Source organism: Ensifer sp. ZNC0028, assembly GCF_000799055.1.
Lineage (GTDB): Bacteria > Pseudomonadota > Alphaproteobacteria > Rhizobiales > Rhizobiaceae > Ensifer.
In genome coordinates this window covers 24,913-43,097 of record NZ_JTLA01000055.1, presented here as the reverse complement: position 1 = coordinate 43,097, position 18,185 = coordinate 24,913, and the positions used below count along the sequence as shown (strand labels likewise).

The 18,185-nt window shown below is 63.7% G+C and carries 16 protein-coding genes; 10 read left to right on the top strand and 6 right to left on the bottom strand.

All coding sequences use genetic code 11. From position 1 onward, the window contains the following. The first annotated feature begins 96 nt into the window (after positions 1–96). The gene (locus L981_RS13510; protein ID WP_043616648.1) at positions 97–2,406 is read left to right on the top strand and encodes a Tex family protein; all 2,310 of its coding nucleotides are present in this window, start codon (positions 97–99) and stop codon (positions 2,404–2,406) included. Positions 2,407–2,600: 194 nt separating this feature from the next. After that, the gene (locus L981_RS13505; protein WP_043616646.1) at positions 2,601–2,918 is read left to right on the top strand and encodes a hypothetical protein; all 318 of its coding nucleotides are present in this window, start codon (positions 2,601–2,603) and stop codon (positions 2,916–2,918) included. Positions 2,919–2,950: 32 nt separating this feature from the next. On the opposite strand, the gene rkpK is transcribed toward L981_RS13505, so the two are convergent. The 3 genes from rkpK to L981_RS13490 form a co-directional block, all read right to left on the bottom strand. Then, complete coding sequence (gene rkpK, locus L981_RS13500; protein WP_043616643.1) at positions 2,951–4,264, bottom strand: UDP-glucose 6-dehydrogenase; 1,314 nt, start codon at positions 4,262–4,264, stop codon at positions 2,951–2,953. A 169-nt stretch (positions 4,265–4,433) separates the two neighbouring features. Further along, positions 4,434–5,450, bottom strand: a complete 1,017-nt coding sequence (locus L981_RS13495; protein ID WP_043616639.1) for an NAD-dependent epimerase — start codon at positions 5,448–5,450, stop codon at positions 4,434–4,436. A gap of 77 nt (positions 5,451–5,527) precedes the next feature. After that, positions 5,528–5,851: a helix-turn-helix transcriptional regulator gene (locus L981_RS13490; RefSeq protein WP_043616635.1), complete on the bottom strand. Its 324-nt coding sequence runs from the start codon at positions 5,849–5,851 to the stop codon at positions 5,528–5,530. Between the two features lie 50 nt (positions 5,852–5,901). On the opposite strand from L981_RS13490, the gene L981_RS13485 reads away from it, so the two are divergent. Both L981_RS13485 and L981_RS13480 read left to right on the top strand, forming a co-directional pair. After that, positions 5,902–6,384 (top strand): SRPBCC domain-containing protein, encoded by a 483-nt coding sequence (locus L981_RS13485; RefSeq protein WP_043616633.1) that lies wholly within the window; start codon positions 5,902–5,904, stop codon positions 6,382–6,384. 183 nt (positions 6,385–6,567) lie between these two features. Continuing rightward, positions 6,568–6,927 carry a glyoxalase/bleomycin resistance/dioxygenase family protein gene (locus L981_RS13480; protein ID WP_043616630.1) on the top strand — a complete coding sequence of 120 codons (360 nt, stop codon included), beginning with the start codon at positions 6,568–6,570 and terminating at the stop codon, positions 6,925–6,927. A 29-nt stretch (positions 6,928–6,956) separates the two neighbouring features. Here L981_RS13480 and L981_RS13475 read toward each other — a convergent pair whose 3' ends face one another. Further along, positions 6,957–7,700 carry a L,D-transpeptidase gene (locus tag L981_RS13475; protein ID WP_043616628.1) on the bottom strand — a complete coding sequence of 248 codons (744 nt, stop codon included), beginning with the start codon at positions 7,698–7,700 and terminating at the stop codon, positions 6,957–6,959. A gap of 215 nt (positions 7,701–7,915) precedes the next feature. On the opposite strand from L981_RS13475, the gene recO reads away from it, so the two are divergent. Together recO and L981_RS13465 are read left to right on the top strand one after the other, a co-directional pair. After that, the gene (gene recO / locus L981_RS13470; protein WP_082006014.1) at positions 7,916–8,662 is read left to right on the top strand and encodes a DNA repair protein RecO; all 747 of its coding nucleotides are present in this window, start codon (positions 7,916–7,918) and stop codon (positions 8,660–8,662) included. 15 nt (positions 8,663–8,677) lie between these two features. Continuing rightward, positions 8,678–9,187: a PaaI family thioesterase gene (locus L981_RS13465; RefSeq protein ID WP_043616624.1), complete on the top strand. Its 510-nt coding sequence runs from the start codon at positions 8,678–8,680 to the stop codon at positions 9,185–9,187. Between the two features lie 230 nt (positions 9,188–9,417). On the opposite strand, the gene L981_RS13460 is transcribed toward L981_RS13465, so the two are convergent. Beyond that, on the bottom strand, positions 9,418–11,430 hold the full coding sequence (locus L981_RS13460; RefSeq protein ID WP_043616622.1) for a PhoX family phosphatase: 2,013 nt from the start codon (positions 11,428–11,430) through the stop codon (positions 9,418–9,420). A 195-nt stretch (positions 11,431–11,625) separates the two neighbouring features. Here L981_RS13460 and L981_RS13455 point away from each other — a divergent pair, with 195 nt between their 5' ends. The 3 genes from L981_RS13455 (at position 11,626) to L981_RS13445 (ending at position 16,147) form a co-directional block, all read left to right on the top strand. Further along, complete coding sequence (locus L981_RS13455) at positions 11,626–14,460, top strand: DUF2339 domain-containing protein (RefSeq protein WP_052201786.1); 2,835 nt, start codon at positions 11,626–11,628, stop codon at positions 14,458–14,460. Between the two features lie 6 nt (positions 14,461–14,466). After that, positions 14,467–15,123 (top strand): HD domain-containing protein, encoded by a 657-nt coding sequence (locus tag L981_RS13450; RefSeq protein WP_043616619.1) that lies wholly within the window; start codon positions 14,467–14,469, stop codon positions 15,121–15,123. A gap of 172 nt (positions 15,124–15,295) precedes the next feature. Further along, positions 15,296–16,147 carry an MOSC domain-containing protein gene (locus tag L981_RS13445; RefSeq protein WP_043616616.1) on the top strand — a complete coding sequence of 284 codons (852 nt, stop codon included), beginning with the start codon at positions 15,296–15,298 and terminating at the stop codon, positions 16,145–16,147. Between the two features lie 39 nt (positions 16,148–16,186). Here L981_RS13445 and L981_RS13440 read toward each other — a convergent pair whose 3' ends face one another. Beyond that, positions 16,187–17,119 carry a phytanoyl-CoA dioxygenase family protein gene (locus tag L981_RS13440; RefSeq protein WP_043616614.1) on the bottom strand — a complete coding sequence of 311 codons (933 nt, stop codon included), beginning with the start codon at positions 17,117–17,119 and terminating at the stop codon, positions 16,187–16,189. A 126-nt stretch (positions 17,120–17,245) separates the two neighbouring features. On the opposite strand from L981_RS13440, the gene L981_RS13435 reads away from it, so the two are divergent. Then, entirely contained in the window at positions 17,246–18,112 is an 867-nt protein-coding gene (locus tag L981_RS13435; protein WP_043616611.1) for an AraC family transcriptional regulator, read from the top strand. Positions 18,113–18,185: the final 73 nt, after the last annotated feature.

Genomic DNA, 18,185 nt, shown 5'->3' with positions numbered 1-18,185 from the left:
CTGTGGAGTTCCGGTTTTCCGCCGAAGGCCTTCACTTGGCCTTCAAGGTCTGCGCCTTTATGGTCGCCGACCAAACAGCAAAGACGGAATTCCCATATGGCCAGCCCTGCAAAACCCATCGCCGCCATTATCGCCAGCGAAATCAAGGCAACACCTTCGCAGGTCGTTGCAGCGGTCGAGCTGCTCGACGAGGGCGCCACGGTGCCGTTCATCGCACGTTACCGCAAGGAAGTGACGGGCGGGCTCGACGATACGCAACTGCGTACGCTTGCGGAACGGCTGACCTATCTGCGTGAACTCGAGGCGCGCCGGGCATCGATCCTCGAATCGATCCGCGGCCAGGACAAGCTGACCGCCGAACTCGAAGCCAAGATCGCCGCCGTCGAAACCAAGGCCGAACTCGAAGACATCTATCTGCCCTATAAGCCGAAGCGCCGGACCAAGGCCGAGATCGCCCGCGAGTGTGGCCTCGGGCCTCTGGCAGAGGCGATCCTTGCCGATCGCTCGGTGGCACCTGCCGACCGCGCCGCCGCCTTCCTGACTGCCGAGGTGGCCGACGTGAAGACGGCGCTCGACGGTGCGCGCGACATCATCGCCGAAGGTATGACGGAAAATGCCGATCTGCTCGGCCGCCTGCGCAACCACATGAAGGGCGCCGCCTTCCTGCGCGCCAAGGTCGTCGACGGCAAGCAGGAGGCGGGCGCCAAGTTCTCCGACTACTTCGATCATTCCGAGCGCTGGGCAACGACACCGGGCCACCGGGCGCTGGCCATGCTGCGCGGCTGGAACGAAGAGGTGCTCTCGGTCGACATCGTCGTCGACCAGGACGATACCTCGCCGGTCAAGCCGGTCGAGCGCATGATCGCCGCCGCCTACAATGTTGGCGGTCACCTGCCGGGCGACAAGTGGCTTGCCGAGATGATCGGCTGGACCTGGCGCGTGAAGCTTTCCATGTCGCTGTCGCTCGACCTCATGCGCGAACTGCGCGAGCGCGCCGAGGAAGAGGCGATCCACGTTTTTGCCCGCAACCTCAAGGATCTGCTGCTGGCGGCACCTGCGGGATCGCGGGCGACGATGGGGCTCGACCCGGGCATCCGCACCGGTGTCAAGGTCGCCATCGTCGACGGCACCGGCAAGTTGCTCGAAACGACGACCGTCTACCCGTTCCCGCCGAAGAACGACGTCCGCGGCACCCAGGCCGAACTCGCTTCGCTGATCCGCAAGCACAAGGTGGAACTGATCGCCATCGGCAACGGCACCGGCAGCCGCGAAACCGAAAAGCTCGTGGCCGACATGCTCTCGCAGCTTCCGGCGCCGAAGCCGACAAAGGTCATCGTCTCCGAGGCCGGCGCCTCGGTTTATTCGGCGTCCGAAACCGCCGCCCTGGAATTCCCCGGCCTCGACGTTTCGCTGCGCGGCGCGGTCTCGATCGCCCGTCGCCTGCAGGATCCGCTCGCCGAACTCGTGAAGATCGAGCCGAAGTCGATCGGTGTTGGCCAGTACCAGCACGACGTCGACCAGTCGAAGCTCAGCCGCTCACTGGATGCGGTGGTGGAAGACGCGGTGAATGCCGTTGGCGTCGACGTGAACACGGCTTCTGCTCCGCTGCTTGCCCGTGTGTCCGGTCTCGGCAAATCCTCGGCCGAGGCGATTGTCGCCCATCGCGACGCGACCGGCCCCTTTGCGAGCCGCAAGGAACTGTTGAACGTGCCGCGTCTTGGCGCCCGCACCTTCGAACAGTGCGCGGGCTTCCTGCGCATTCCGAACGGCAAGGAGCCGCTCGACGCCTCCTCGGTCCATCCGGAGGCCTATGGTGTCGCCAAGAAGATCGTTGCGGCCTGTGGTCGCGACGTCCGGGCGCTGATGGGCGACAGCGTCGCGCTGAAGAGCCTCGACCCGAAGGTCTTCGTCGACGAGCGCTTCGGCCTGCCGACGGTCAAGGACATCCTTGCGGAACTGGAAAAGCCCGGCCGCGACCCGCGCCCGAGCTTCAAGACCGCGACCTTTGCCGACGGTATCGACGACATCAAGGATTTGAAGGTCGGCATGCAGCTCGAGGGCACCGTGACCAATGTCGCCGCCTTCGGCGCCTTCGTCGACATCGGCGTGCACCAGGACGGCCTCGTGCACGTGTCCCAGCTCGCGGATCGCTTCGTCAAGGATCCGCATGAGGTGGTAAAGGCCGGCGATGTGGTGACCGTTCGTGTCACCGAGGTCGATGTTCCCCGCAAGCGGATCGGCCTCACCATGCGCAAGGATGGTGGCGCCGAGACGGGCCGCGAGCCGCGGTCAGGCGCACCGGGCGGCAACAACAATCGTGGCCCGGCCCCGCGCCAGCAGAAGCCGCAGCAACCGGCCCAGGGCGCCTTCGGTGCGGCGCTGATGGAAGCGATGAAGCGCAAATAGGGCAGGGCTTCGCCGCGGGCGCATCCGGCGCCCCGGCCGCTTGCTCTATAAATTAGTTAATTGTAATAATCCGGCTTTTCCACCATACTGGCTGCAGGGCGGCGCGGGTACACCGTGCCCATGCCGCAGCCGGCCGGCGACGGAAAGGTCAACGCAAACTCCTTCGCCGCGCGTCCGGTGAAAGGAGTTCGGTGATGGTGGGCAGTGCGATCCGCGGCCTGGCATTGGCCGCCCTCTTGGCGGCGGGCGTGGTGGCGCGTCCGGTTCCCGCGATCTCCCAGGCTCCGGTCAATTGTGCCGACCGGTCCGAAGTGATCGGGTTTCTGACGCGACAATATCAGGAGAAGCCGGCGGCAACCGCGCTGATCAACCAGCAGGCGATCATGGAGATATACGCTGCCGACAATGGCAGCTGGACGCTGATCGTCACCGACGTCAACGGGCGCAGCTGCGTCATTCTCGCCGGCAAGAGCTGGGAAACCCTGCCGCCCTTGCCGATACCGAAGGCCTAGCCGCTCTGGGGGAGTGGGCTCAGCCGCTCCTGTCAGAGCGAGCGGCCGACGCTCGAATAGCTGAAGCCGTGCTTCACCACCTCGTCCTGGCGGTAAATATTCCTGAGGTCGACGAGAATGGGCGTCTTCATCACGGTCTTGAGCCGGCGGAAGTCGAGTGCCCGGAACTCGTTCCACTCGGTAACGATCACCAGGGCATCGGCTTCGTTGGCGGCCTCGTAGGGGTCGCTGGCATAGTCGATCCCGTCAATCAGCTTCTTCGCGTTTTCCATGCCTTCCGGATCATAGCCGATGACATGAGCGCCGGCATCCTGCAGCGTCTGCACGACCACGATCGCCGGGCTGTCGCGCATGTCGTCGGTGTTCGGCTTGAAGGTGAGGCCGAGGATTGCGATCTTGCGGCCGCGCACGTCGCCACCGGCGGCGGCGATGACCTTGCGGCCCATGGCCCGCTTGCGGTTGTCGTTGACGGCCACCGTCGTCTCGACCAGCCGTACCGGGCTGTCATAGTCCTGCGCGGTCTTGACCAGCGCCAGGGTGTCCTTCGGGAAGCACGATCCGCCGTAACCGGGGCCGGCATGCAGGAATTTCGAGCCGATGCGGCCATCGAGGCCGATGCCGCGGGCAACGTCCTGGACGTTGGCGCCGACCCGTTCGCACAGGTCCGCCATCTCGTTGATGAAGGTGATCTTCATCGCGAGGAACGCATTGCCGGCATATTTGATCAGCTCGGAGGTGCGGCGCGAGGTGAAGACCAGCGGCGACTGGTTGAGATAGAGCGGGCGATAGACCTCGGTCATCACGTCCCGTGCCCGCGCGTCGTCGCCCGAAAGGCCGATGACGATGCGGTCCGGCCGCTTGAAGTCTTCGATCGCGGCACCTTCGCGCAGGAACTCCGGGTTGGAAACGACGGCGAAATCGGCGTCCGGATTGGTTTCGCGGATGATGCGTTCGACCTCGTCGCCGGTGCCGACCGGAACGGTCGATTTCGTCACGATCACGGTGAACCCCTTGAGGTTCTGGGCAATCTCGCGGGCAGCGGCATGCACATAGGAAAGGTCGGCATGGCCGTCGCCGCGCCGCGACGGGGTGCCGACCGCAATGAAGATGACGTCGCTGTCGGCGACGGCGGCAACGAGATCGGTCGTGAAGGTGAGACGGCCCGAAGCGACGTTGCTTGCCACCAGCTGGTCGAGACCGGGTTCGAAGATCGGAATGCGCCCCTGCATCAAGGCGTCGATCTTGCTCTCATCCTTGTCGAGACAAACGACGTCGTGACCGAAGTCCGCAAAACACACGCCGGAAACAAGGCCAACATAGCCGGCGCCGATCATCGTGATTTTCATAGGCTCTTTCCCTTGTTGTGTTCCACCGCGAGCTCAGTTCATAGAACGTGCAATTGCGTATTTTTGCAATTGCTTATGCGCTCAGGTTCACACCCATTTATGCTCGATTGCGCGTAAAGCAAGCCGTCCCGCCAACAGAATAATCCGTGGGGATTAGCTGGCGAGCGGCTTACCGGTTCGCGTTGTAGTAATCCTTGTACCAGGCAGCGAAGCGCGCCACGCCTTCTTCGACGGGGAGAGAGGGCTTGAAATCGGTCAGCGCTTCGAGAAGGTCGGGGGAGGCGTAGGTGCGGGGCACGTCGCCCTGCTGCATCGGCAGCATGTTGCGCACCGCCGGCTTGCCGACGGCCTTTTCGACCGTTTCGACGAAGGTCATCAGTTCGACCGGCTGGCCGCCGCCGATATTGACCACGCGGAAGGGTCCCTGGCGCGACAGCGTGTCCTTGGCCTTTTCCTCAGGCACGCGGTTTTCTTCCGCCGGCGCCACATGGGAAAGCCTGAGAATGCCTTCTACGAGGTCGTCGATATAGGTGAAGTCGCGGCTCATGCGGCCTTCGCCGTAGATGTCGATCGGCTGCCCCTTGTGGATGGCATCGACGAACTTGAACAGCGCCATGTCGGGCCGTCCCCAGGGGCCGTAGACCGTGAAGAAACGGAAAGCCGTGGTCGGCACCCTGTAGAGATGGGCGTAGCTGTGCGCCATCAGCTCCATCGACTTCTTGGTGGCGGCATAGAGCGTCATCGGCTCGTCGGCGCGGTCGGTTTCGGCAAACGGGATTTTCTCGTTGGCGCCGTAGATCGAGGACGTCGAGGCCAGCATCAGGTGCTTCGGGTTAAGCTCCCGCGCCAGTTCCAGAATGTTCCAGGAGCCGACTAGGTTGGAATCCACATAGGCCTTCGGATTTTCGAGGCTATAGCGCACGCCCGCCTGAGCGGCGAGGTGGATGATGACCTCGGGTTCGGCAAGCTCAGCGGCCCGGCGCAGCGCGTCCCTGTCCTCGAGCATGCCGACGACGGGCTTGAAGCCGTTCGAACGGGCGAGGATCGCATGCCGATCCTCTTTCAGCGTCACGTCGTAATAGGGGGTCATGCCATCGAAGCCGACCACGAAATGCCCTTCGTCGATCAGCCGCTTGGCGAGGTGAAAGCCGATGAAGCCTGCGGTGCCGGTGATGAGGTAGCGCACGACGATGTCCCCAATTTACGTATCGGCCGTTCATACGAAGAAAGGCGATCGATTGAAAGCCGAAACCATCGGTCTGGTTACCGGTCGAGGTCCTGTTGCAGGGCAGACAGCACCGACATCGCATGGCCGGCATACTGGCTGATCCAGCGATCATGGATCGCCTGGATCGGCAATGCGTTCAGATGGTTCCAACGCTCACGCCCCTCGCGGCGAACGAGTACGAGCTCGGCTTGCTCGAGAACCTTCAGGTGCTGCATGACCGTGCAGCGGTCGAGATTGCTGAAGCGTTCGCAGAGCATGCCGGTGGTCTGCGGCTCCTGCCGCATGGCGTCGAGCATCTGGCGGCGCAGCCCATTGGCAAGCGCTTTGAAAACCAGGTCGTCTTTCGATTCGGTTGACATGTTATTTTTGTGTAACATATTCTTGTTAGTCTCGACAGGAGGAATACACCATGCCCTTTGAATTTCGTGTGAATGGACGGATCAGCCGCCCTGTCGCCCAGGTCTTCGATGCGGTGGTCAATCCGGACCAGCTCAGCCGCTACTTCGTGACGCTTGGCGGTGTCAGCGGGCCGCTGGTCGCCGGCGCAACCGTGACCTGGTGGGGCGAAGTGCCGATTGAGGTGGAGGTGGTCGAGCCCAACGAGCGGATCGTCTTTCGCTGGCCCGCCATGGTCGCCGAGGGCGAGGATGCCTACCAGACCCGTGTGGAAATGCGCTTCCAGTCGCTGGAGGATGGCACCACCATGGTGACGATTGCCGAAAACGGCTGGCGCGAGAACGGGCAGGGGCAGAAGAGCTCCTACGCCAACTGCGAAGGCTGGTCGCAGATGCTCGCCTGCATGAAAGCCTGGCTCGAATACGGCATCAATCTGCGCGACGGCTATTACCTCAGCGAACTCTCAGGCAAGCCGGCGCTCGAGCCGCAGGCCTAGAAACCGCCTGGAGCGGTAACGCCGCAAGCGGAAGGACATCTCGAGGCCGCAGCAGGAGCGCCCATCGCACGTTCGTGCCCGCGGGCGGCGCTTTTGCTCGCTTGCGGCAATTCTTCGTGGGCTTTGACAGATCAACATCGCAGCCGCACCCAGACGGGTCGGCGGCCAACAGCAGCGTGCGTCATGACGAAAATTACCGGTGGTATCAACATCGCAATGAAGGTCCCCTCGCATCAATATGAAGCGGTGATCGCCTTCTATCGCGACACAGTTGGCCTCGAACCCATCCCGGAAAAGTTGCCTGCCATCGGCTTCAAGCTTGGGCCGAACCAGCTGTGGATCGACGAGGCTGCGAATTTCAGCCAGGCGGAAGTCTGGCTCGAACTCTTCACCGATGACCATGCCGGTGCCCTTGGGCAGCTCGCCGCCAACGGGGTCGTACGCTGCGACGCGGTCGAGGATCTGGGTGAAGGCTTTCGTGGCGGCTGGATCATGAACCCGGCCAATATCGTACACATGGTCAGGGCGCCGGACGCCTGGTAAGGCGCCCGGCCGCCGGATTTCACCTGTCCTCAGTACATCGGAGGGAGGCCGCCATTGTTGGCGCTTGCCATCGGGATGCCGCCGGCCGGCTCGGTCATCGGCGGTTCGGCCTGCAGCACGACGACGCGTGAATCGAGCGGCACGCGGCTGTAGAGGTCGATGATATCGGGGTTGAAGAGGCGGATGCAGCCGCTCGAAACGGCCTTGCCGATCGACCAGGCCTCGGTCGTGCCGTGAATGCGGAACAGCGTGTCGCGGTTGCCCTGGAAGAGATAGAGCGCGCGCGGTCCGAGAGGATTGCGCACGCCCGGCTCCATGCCGCCGGCAAGCGGGCCGTAGCGTTCCGGCTCGCGCTCGACCATGCTTTGCGTCGGCGTCCAGCGTGGCCATTCGGCCTTGCGCGCGATGCGCGCTTCGCCCTCGAATTCGAGACCGGCCTTGCCGACGCCGATGCCGTAGCGCATCGCCATGCCGCCATCTTGCACAAGGTACAGAAAGCGGTTCTGGGTATCGATGACGATCGTGCCCGGCGGCTCATGCGTCTGGTAGGCGACCTGCTGGCGCAGATAGCGCTTGTCGACCTTGCTGATGTCGATGGCATCCAGCGGGAACTTTTCGTTCGGCAGCGGGCCGTACATCGCCACGTAGTATGGATCCGGTCCCTTCGGCTTGGCAGGTCCCGACGTGGTGACGCAGCTTGCGAGCGTCGAGGTGGCGAGAAGAAGGGCGAAGAGCTGCGCCAGGCGGCCGGCGCTGTTCCGGGACACACACATAATTTGAATTTTGATCCTGCTGATTGTCATTTTCGGGCGGGAGGCACGGCTTTTGCCGCTCTTCCGTTCTAATGTCAAAGACGGCGTCGGGGCGGCGACAGCATGTCGCAAATGAGGCAACCGATGAGTGTGGCCGAATGGCGACAGTCGGCAACGGTGCTTTGCGCTCGCAACATAGCTTGATCCTCTTTCGACCACGGGTGTATGCCATAGCCATGCAATGGAGCGATCAGGCCATCATTCTCGGGATCCGGCGGCACGGCGAAAGCTCTGCTATCGTCGAGGTCATGAGCGCCACCCACGGCCGGCACCTCGGCATGGTGCGCTCCGGCCGCTCGCGCTCGATGCAGCCGGTGCTGCAGCCGGGCAACTCGGTGGAGGTCACCTGGCGCGCGCGGCTCGACGAGCACATGGGCGAGTTCCGGATCGAGCCGGTTGAGTTGCGCGCCGCCCGGCTGATGGAGACGGCGACCTCGGTCTACGGCATCCAGGCGCTGGGCGCGCTCTTGCGCCTGCTTCCCGAGCGTGACCCGCATCCGCATCTCTACGAGGCGCTGACCGTTATCGTCGATCATCTGGCCGATCCCGCGGATGCCGGCGAATTGTTCGTGCGCTTCGAGCTCGCAGTCCTCAACGACCTCGGCTTCGGCCTCGATCTGACCGAATGCGTCGCAACCGGCACCCGCGCTGAGCTCGTCTACGTCTCGCCGAAATCGGGCAGGGCGGTCTGCCGGGAAGCCGGAGAGCGTTATGCCGATCGCATGCTGGCGCTGCCGGATTTCTTGTCCGCCGAAGCGCGAAGGGCTGCGGACCACGACAGCCTTGCCGCCGCCTTCCGGCTGACGGCCTTCTTCCTTCACCGCCATGTCTATGAACCGCGCGGCCTCGATGTTTCTTCCGCCCGTGACGGCTTCGTCCATGCGGCGCTGAAGGCGCTGAAAGCGCAATCCTCGGCCGCCTGACCCCAGGAGTTATCGATGCACCAGGAACTTTACCCCGGCATGGCCGTGTCCGGCATCGGCGTGTTGTCGCTTGACCGTGTCGCCCGCGACGGCGGCCTGAAGGCGATGCAGGACCTTTTGAGCGGCGACCTGCCGGCCCCGCCGATGTCGAAGACGCTGAAGTTCGGACTAAGCGAAGTGGAAGAGGGGCGGGTGGTCTTCAGGGGACTGCCGACCGAAGAACACCTCAATCCGCTCGGCACGGTTCATGGCGGATGGACGGCAACGATCATGGATTCGGCCCTCGGCTGCGCGGTCTTCACCACGGTCAAACCGGGGGAGGCCTATACGACGGTCGAGTTCAAGGTGAACCTCGTGCGCCCGCTGCTGCCCGATATGGGCGAGGTTTTCTGCGAGGGAAGCATCGTGCATCGCGGCCGCACCATCGCGACCTCCGAAGCCTGGCTGCGCGACCGCAACGGCAAGCTGCTCGCCCACGGCACCGAAACCTGCGCCATCTTCCCGATCGACAATCTCAGGCGTTAAGCAATTCCAGGAAAAGTGCGCAGCGGTTTTCCGTCCGGAATTGCGAACTGGGAAAGCCAATTCCAGGAAAAGTGCGCAGCGGTTTTCCGTCTGGGATTGCGAACCGGGAAGGCCAATTCCAGGAAGTGCGCGGCGCTCTTCCGTCCGGGATAGCGTCGCTGTAACCACCTCTGAAACAAGAAACGCCGCGCTGAGTTGCGCGGCGTTCTTGCTTGTAATCGCAGTCCCGGTTAGCCGATGCGGCCGCCGCCCTGCTTGGTCACCGCAACGACGGCCGGGCGTACCGGCATGTCGTCCTTGAAGTCCGGCCAGCGAGTGGCTGGGGTCTCGTAGGTGGCAAGGCCGGCGTCGCCCGGATGCTGGATGGCCAGGAAGAAGGTGTCCGATGTCGGGTTGAAGCAGGGGCCGCACATTTCGGCGCCGACCGGCACGCGGAAGAAGAGCTTCGACGTGCCGCGGGCGGCACCGTCCGTGTCGATCGCCCAGATACCGTCGGTACGGCCGGTGTCCTTCTCGTTGTTGCCGTCGGTCGAAACCCAGAGGCGGCCATCGGTGTCGATGGCGCAATTGTCGGGCATGCCGAACCAGCCGTTCTTGGTGGTCGCGGTCGAGAACGAAGCGCCGACATCGGCCACGCTTGGGTCGCCACACTTCAAAAGAACATCCCAGCGGCTCTTGAGCGAGGCGAAGTCGCCATCGGTCTCGGTGATCTCGACGATGTGACCGAAGGCGTTCTTGGCGCGCGGGTTGGCGGCGTCGACTTCGTCGGCCTTGCGCTTGGTGTTGTTGGTCAGCATGACGTAGACCTTGCCCGTCTTCGGGTTCGGCTGAACGTCTTCCGGACGGTCCATCTTGGTGGCGCCGAGCGCGTCCGAGGCAAGACGGGTGTTGATCAGCACGTCAGCCTGCGAGGCAAACCCGTTGGCTTCCGTCAGCGGGCCTTCGCCGTGAACAAGCGGCATCCAGGTGACAGTGCCGTCTTCGTCGAACTTGGCGACGTAGAGCGTGCCCTCGTCGAAGAGGTCCATGTTGGCGGCGCGGTCGTCAGGGTTGAAGACGCCCTTAGTCACGAACTTGTAGACATAGTCGTAGCGCTCGTCGTCGCCGGAATAGAGCACGACGCGACCGTCCTTGTTGACGATCGATTCGCAGCCTTCATGCTTGAAGCGGCCGAGAGCCGTGCGCTTCTTCGGCACCGAGGTCGGGTCCAGCGCATCGACCTCGACGATCCAGCCGAAGCGATTGGCTTCGTTCGGCTCCTTGGAGATGTCGAAACGGTCGTAGAAGGACGCCCATTCATACTGGCCGCCCGGTGCGCCGAGCCGCTTCAGCTGCTTGTATTCCGGATGGTCCTCGGCGATCTCGCCGCCGAAGTAGCCGTTGAAGTTTTCCTCGGCCATCATGTAGGTGCCCCAGGCGGTGACGCCGCCGGCGCAGTTGTTGAGCGTGCCGAACACCTTTTTGCCGGTCGGGTCGGAGGGCGTCTTCAGGCGGTCGTGGCCGGCGGCAGGGCCGGTGATCTGCATCTCGGTGTTGACGGTGATGCGACGGTTGTTCTTGCCGTCGAGAACCGGCTGCCACTTGCCGTCGACCTTGCGGATCTCGATGATCGTGCCGCCATGGGCCGCCATCTCGATGTCGACCAGCTCCTTGCTGTATTCGCCGAGAACGACCTTCTCTTCCTCGACTTCCTTGCCGTCCTTCGTCACCTTTTCCTTCACGACGCTGGCGAAGGCGGGGAACATCAGTTCGGCATTGGTGTATTCGTGGTTGACGACGAGCAGGCCGTGGTCGGCGCTGCCGTCGAGCGGGATGAAGCCAACATAGTCGTTGTTGTAGCCGAACAGCTTTTCCTGGGCGGCCGCCGTCTGGTTCTTCGGGTCGAACTCCGGGCTGTCGGCGAAGATCTTGTCGCCCCAGCGAAGCAGGATATCGGCATCGTAGCCTTCGGCGACATGGTGCTTCTCGTCGACGCCGGCTTCGATCTCGGTGAAGTCGAACAGCGAACCGTCCTCGGCGCGTGCCTCTTCGGCGGTCAGGAGAGCGAGCGGGCTGACGGTGGTCGAGATCGCGGCAACCGCCAGCGAGCCGCCGATGAACGACCGGCGCGAGAAGCGGCGATGGATGATGTCGCCCATCGTCGGGTTGGCGGAACAGTTGTGGCCGACATCTTCCAGCTCTTCCCTGCGTTCCGTCAGCGTCTTGAATTCGGTCTCTTCCGTCTGGGCGAGATGCTTGTCCATGATCGGGTCTCCTGGTTGAACGATGGAAACCACTGCGCGAGGCAGCGGTGTTCATCCGCCTGTACCAGCTGCCCAATGACAGTTCTGCGACATTTCCGTGAAGAGATTACAGCGCTCGGCCGTCTATAGATTTGGCGCTTGCACAAAAGTCTGTATGGTTGCGCGCGCCGGCGATTGCGACTGCCAGGGGAAAGTATGTTCGAACTTATTGCTTTAGCTGCCTTTATTCTGGCCCTGTCCGCCTATCTCGGCAACCGCAGGACGACCGAGCGCCTTGGTGCCGAACTGGCCGCCCTCAAGGCGGAGGTCGTGGCGCTGAAGGCCGCGCCGGGCGATCGCGCTCCGGCCGAAGGAGCGACCGAGGCGCTTACGGCTGCGGACGAGTTGCCGGCTGTGCCGGAGACGCTGGGGCCGGAGACGTTGGACGATGCTACTGCCGCCATGTCGGCCAGCGCGCGCGAAGGCGCTCGGATTTTCGGCGATGCAGAGGGAACCGCGGCCGAAATCGAGGGCGAGGAGACGATCGCTGCCAGCACGGAAGCACCGCAGCCGGTCGCAACGGCACCCCGTCAGACCGAGAGCCTGGAAAGCCGTCTCGGCGCCCGGTGGGCCGTCTGGGTTGGCGGCATCGCATTGGCGCTCGGCGGCGTCTTCATGGTCAAGTACTCGATCGACGCCGGCCTGCTGAGCCCGGCGGTTCGCCTGACGCTTGCCGCTTTGTTCGGCCTCCTGCTGATGGCCGCTGGCGAGGTCATCCGTCGGCGCGCCGTGCCCGTGATCGCCAACGAATTCCAGAATGCCATGATCCCCGGCATCCTGACGGCCGCCGGTGCCGTCACACTCTTCGGGGTCGCCTATGCCGCCTATGGCATCTACGACTATATCGGCACGGGCACGGCCTTCGTTCTCTTGGCGGCGATTTCGCTTGCGACCGTCGGCCTGTCGCTGCTGCATGGGCAGGCGCTCGCTGGCCTCGGCCTGCTTGCCTCGCTCGCAACGCCGCTGCTCGTCTCGAGCAATGAACCGCGCCCCTGGGTGCTCTTCGGCTTCCTCTCGATCGTGTGGCTCGCGACCTTGCTTGCGTCGCGCCTGCGCAGCTGGACCGTCGTTCCGACCTTGGCCAATGCGGGCGTCGGGCTTTGGGGCCTGGCCTACATCACCGCTGTCGCGCCATTCGAACCGCGGCCGGTCGCCTTTGCGCTGCTGGTGATGATCGTTGGCATCGGCCTCATCTGGCCGGGCGCCACGGAAGCGGCGCCTGCGCCCGAAGCGCCAGAAGGGGCGGAGCGACGCGGCGCCGTTGCCGGTCCCTGGGAGCGGCTGTTCATCCCGCCGCATGCGGCCATCTCCATTTCGGCTGCCGTCGCCGCCACCGTGCTTGCGCTCCTTCTCATCAGCCCGGCGGTGGCCGCGGTCAAATATCCGGTGACGGAGTTTGCCGTCGTCATTGCGGCGCTGGCAGCCCTGGGGGCCTGGCGGCCGACGGCCGTGTACCCCGCCGCGCTTTCGGCGGTCGGCGCTGTCGCTGGCGTCTGGAGCCTGACGGCGCTGAGCGGCGTGCTCGCCTATCTCGATCCTTCGCTAGCCGATGCCCTTCCGGCTGTCGTCCTGCCCGGGCGCACCGCCATGTTCACCGCTATGCTGCTTGCTGCGCTGTTTATCGGCCTCGGTGGTTTCGTGTTGTCGCGCCGGCTCGTCGCCCATCCGCAATATTCGACGCTCTGGGCGGGCATTGCCGCGGTCGTTCCGATCGCGCTTGTCGCCATGTCGTTCCTGATGACCGGCAACTATTCCTTCGACCTGCCGCACGGCCTGTTCTCGCTCATCGCTGGGGCAGCGCTGCTGGCGCTTGCGGACTGGCTCTACCGCCGCGACGGCGCGGCGGAGGCGCGCGACACGGCGGCCGGCTTGCTGGTGGCCGGCTCGTTCGCCCTCTTCGTGCTTGCCCTCCATGCCTGGACGGACGGGCTGGTCACGACGCTTGCGATCGCCGTGCTCGGCACCGCCTACACACTTGCGACCCGCGTTCGCACCTGGCCGATCCTGCCGTGGATGACCGGCGCGGCGGCCATCGTCGTTCTGGGGCGCATCGCCTGGGAACCGACGATCGTCGGTGCCGGCGATCTTGGCACGACGCCTGTCTTCAATGCTCTGCTGCCGGGTTACGGCGTTCCCGCCGTGTTGCTTGCAGGCTCCGCCTATTTCCTGAGATCCTGGCCCGGCATCCGCGTGCGCAACCTTTTACAGGCGCTCGCCAGCCTCTTCGTGTTGCTGACGCTCGCGATCCTGGTGCGCCACGCGATGAACGGCGGCGTGCTCGACAGCGCTGTGCCGACGCTCGGCGAGCAGTCGATCTACACGCTGCTGGCAATCGGCGCCTCGGCGATCTTCATGAGCCTCGACATGAAGTCGCCGAGCCCGGTCTTCCGCTATGGCGGCATGGGCCTCGGCGTGCTTTCGATGCTGTCGGTGCTTTCGGCACATCTCCTCGGCCTCAACCCCTATTTCAGCGGCGAACTGCTGGGACGTATTCCGTTCTTCGATCTGCTGTTGATCGGCTACCTGCTGCCGGGGCTCGGCTATTCCGGCCTTGCCTGGTATGCGCGCGACAAGCGGCCCTTGCCCTATGTCATGGCGCTTGCCGTCAGCGGCGCGGTGCTTGCCTTCGCCTGGGCGAGCCTCACGGTCCGCCGTGTCTGGCAGGGGGAAAACATCGCGGAATGGAAGGGCTTCCTGCAGGGCGAGACCTACACCTACTCGGTCGTCTGGCTGCTGCTCGGCGTGTTGCTGCTGGTGTTGGGCTCGCGCTTCCACGCCAAGAGCATCCGCATCGCTTCGGCCGTTCTCGTCTTCGTCGCCGTGCTGAAGGTGTTTCTGATCGACATGTCCAACCTCGAAGGTTTCCTCAGGGCTCTGTCCTTCATCGGGCTTGGCGGGGTATTGATCGGAATAGGGCTCTTCTACCAGAAGATCCTGTCCGGCGTCGTCGCTGCACCGACGGCGCCGGCAAAGCCTGCCGAACAGCAATAGGAAAGCATGACAGAGATTTCGAAACTCGCGGCAGCCTTCGCGCCGCATGAGGAGCTTGCTGCAGCGCTGCTGCCGAATGCCTTTGCCGCCGATGACGGCTCGCACGATGCAGCGCATCTGATCCGGGTCTGGAAGAATGCCGCCCGCATCCAGGCGGAAGAGGGCGGCAACGCGCGTTTGCTCGCCGCCGCGGTGCTGCTGCATGACTGCGTCTCGGTCGAGAAGAATTCGCCCTTGCGCACCCAGGCGTCGCGACTGGCGGCTGAGAAGGCAACGGGCATTCTGAAAGATCTCGGTTGGGGCGCGGATGAGATTGCCGCGGTGGCGCACGCCATCCTGACGCACAGCTTCTCGGCCAACATCCCGCCGGAAACGCTGGAGGCGAAGATCCTTCAGGATGCCGATCGGCTGGATGCGATCGGCATGGTCGGCGCTGCCCGCTGTTTCTATATCGCCGGACGTATGGGCAGCGGCCTCTACGACCCGCTCGATCCATTGGCCGAGGCGCGGGCGCTCGATGACAAGGCCTTCGCCATCGATCATTTCGAAACCAAACTTTTCCGGCTGGCCGACGGCTTCAAGACCAAGGCCGGGCGCCGGCTCGCCACGGAACGCGAGCAGCGGCTGCGCGATGTGCTTGCCATGATGCTCGATGAAATCTAGTTGCCGGGAAGGGCGTGTCGCGCTTCTTTGTGCGGGTGTGTAGATTGCACCGGAACATTTCTCCGTTTCCATCAATCCGAGAAATGATCTAGGCCTTTCAACACATTGTGCCGCGCTGATGAATCGGATCGTCAGGCACGTGAATCAGTTTCTGAAGACGAGGGAAGTGCCCATGAAGGTGACCGGTCTCAACATTCATCCGCTGAAGAGCGGTCGCGCGATTGTCCGCGAAACGGTCTCGATCAATCTCGACGGCGTCGAGGGCGATCGGCGCTTCATGTTGGTGGAGCCGGAGGGGCGCTTCATCACCCAGCGCGAATTGCAGCTGCTGGCGCAGGTCGAGGCCAGCCACATCGATGGCGGCGTGCACCTGAAGATGGGTGACCGAGAGATCTCGGTTCGCTTCGATCCCGACCGCAGGCTGAACGTCGTCGTCTGGGGCAGCGAAGTCGATGCAGCCGTGTCGGACGAAACGACGGACGCGGTCCTCTCCTCATGGTTTGGCCGCCCGGTCAGGCTCGCCCATATGGACGCCTCGGCCGAGCGCCATGTCGGCGCCGAATGGGCGGGTACCGCGGCGCCCGTCGGCTTTGCCGATGGCTTTCCGGTGTTGATTACGACGACGGGTTCGCTCGCCGACCTCAACCGGACGCTTGCCGAAAAGGGACAGGAGCCCGTCGGCATGGATCGTTTCCGCACCAATATCCTGGTTGATTGCGATGACGCCTGGGATGAAGACTTCTGGGAAAGCGTCGAGATCGGTGGCATCCGCTTCGATCTCGTCAAACCCTGCGCCCGTTGCATCATGACCACGCAGGACCAAGTAACCGGCGAGCGCATTGGCGGCAACCCGATCCAGGGACTCGCCGAAAAGCGCATGTCCTCTGACCGACGTGTGCCCGGCGTTCTCTTCGGTTGGAATGCGGTGCCGCGCAGCGAAGGCACCGTGACGCTCGGCGACGCGGTCAAGATCATCGGCCGACGCGGCGAGCGCTGGCCGATGAAGGTGCGGGCTTCGGCTTAGTTCAGAAGCATTCCGAACGGAAACCATTTCAAGCCTCTCTTACGCCCAGGGCGTGATGCCGAGAAGTTTGGCGCCGAGATCCGAGAGGCTGGCGGGGGAGGCGTTGTGCTTCTCCCATTCGCGCGGATCGCCGGGGAAGGCGTCGCGCTTCGGATGATCGAGCTCGCGCCACAGTCGCACCCGCTCCTCGCGCTCGGCGACATTGTTCCATTCCGCCGGGTGCATCGAGATATATTGCGCCATGCGCACGCGGCCGTCGGAGTGGTTGGGCCGCACGCCGTGGGCGAGCAGGCTGTTGAAGATCATCAGGTCGCCGGCCTCCATCTCGATGTTGACCGTTGAGAGACCGGTCATGTCGGGGTGCATGGGGTCGCGGTCGGTGCTTTGTGTCTTTTCCCAGCTTTCAAAGTTTTCGAACAGTTCCGGCACGCACTGGAAGCCGCCCACGTCGCCGTCCTGCTTTTTCAGGCTGAGCACGCCCTGGACGCCGATCGGCAGCGGCCGGATCGAGGTGTCGACGTCCCAGTGAATGAAGCCGTTGGGATTGCCCTTGACCTTCTTCGGCGGATTGAGGTTGGCGCGGTCGATCGTCACCCACAGGTCCTCGCGGTCCCAGATGTCGACGAAGGCGCCGTAGATGCGCGGCTCCTGGCGATTGTCCCAGAGATACTGGTGATTGTAGATCTCCAGCATGCCGGTGTTGTTGAGTTCCTTCATCTTGTGCTCGCGTCGCTGCGGCGCGTACCAGGTCGAGGGATCGTTCGGATCCTTCTCGTCGAAGCGCCAGAGCAGATCGACGAGGCGCTCGACATTGGCCGGCGCTACCGCCTGGCGAACGATGACATAGCCCTTCGTGATCCAGTGCTGCCAGTCCGCTTCCGAAAGCACGCGCAACGGCAGCCGCTTCCGGATGTCCTTCAGTTGAATGTCGAGATGGGCCGCTGTCGGGTGGCTGTCTCTGAGTGGCTGCATGGGTATCTCCTCGCCTCGGGAAGGTTGGTTGGTGATGAGAAACCTAGACCTTTCACTGCTGCCGCTGTTGCACGCAGCCTGCCAAAATTGATACTATTCTGGCTTCCAAGGAGAAAGTGGCGCAACATGAAGGCTGTTTTGCAGAAGATATCGAGGCCGACCAATGCCTCATCCATCCTGCTCGACCGCCGGCTCGACGATGCCATCCCGTTCCAATGGCACCATCATCCCGAGTTCGAACTGACGCTGACCCTCAACTCGCGTGGCCAGCGCTTCATCGGCGACCATATCGGCGCCTATGACGACGGCGACCTCGTGCTGGTCGGTTCCAACCTGCCGCACACCTGGCATTCCGCCGGCAAGCTCGAGGAGGCGGAGCCGCACGTGGCGCTGGTGCTCTGGTTCCATCCGGAGTGGGTGGAGCGCCTGGAGGAGGGGTTTGTCGAACTCGCCGGCGTCAAGGCGATGTTCGAGCGTTCGGCCCCGGGGCTGCAGTTCACGCCGGACGCGGCAGCGCGCGTACGCCCGCTGTTCGAAGGGTTGCGCCGGTTGGCGCCGGAGGAGCGCCTGCCGGATGTCCTGTCGATGCTGACGATCCTGGCGCGCGAGCAGGTGGTCACGCCGCTCTCGAGCCGGGTCGTCACGCCATCGGGCCGATCGGTCGACCGCGGCCGCCTCGACCGGGTGCTCGACCATATCCATCTGCATTACGCTGAAAACCCGTCGATGGACGAACTCGCCGATCTGGCAGCGCTCAGCCTTTCCGGCCTGCATCGCCTGTTCCTGCGCCACCTCAACATGCCGGTCTCGGAATATCTGATGCGGCTTAGGATCGGCGAGGCCTGCGCGCTGCTCAGTGGTTCGACGCGCTCGATCGCCCATATCGCCGATGCCGTCGGCTATCGTTCGCTTGCCAACTTCAATCGTCAGTTCAAGGCGGCCAAGGGCATGACGCCTCGAGCGTTTCGCGACCGGTTCCGCAGTGCCGCTTGATCAAGGCATCAATTCCGGTGATTGCGGCGTCAATTTAATTGGCTTTTATCTGTTTTAGCAGCCGCATAGGATC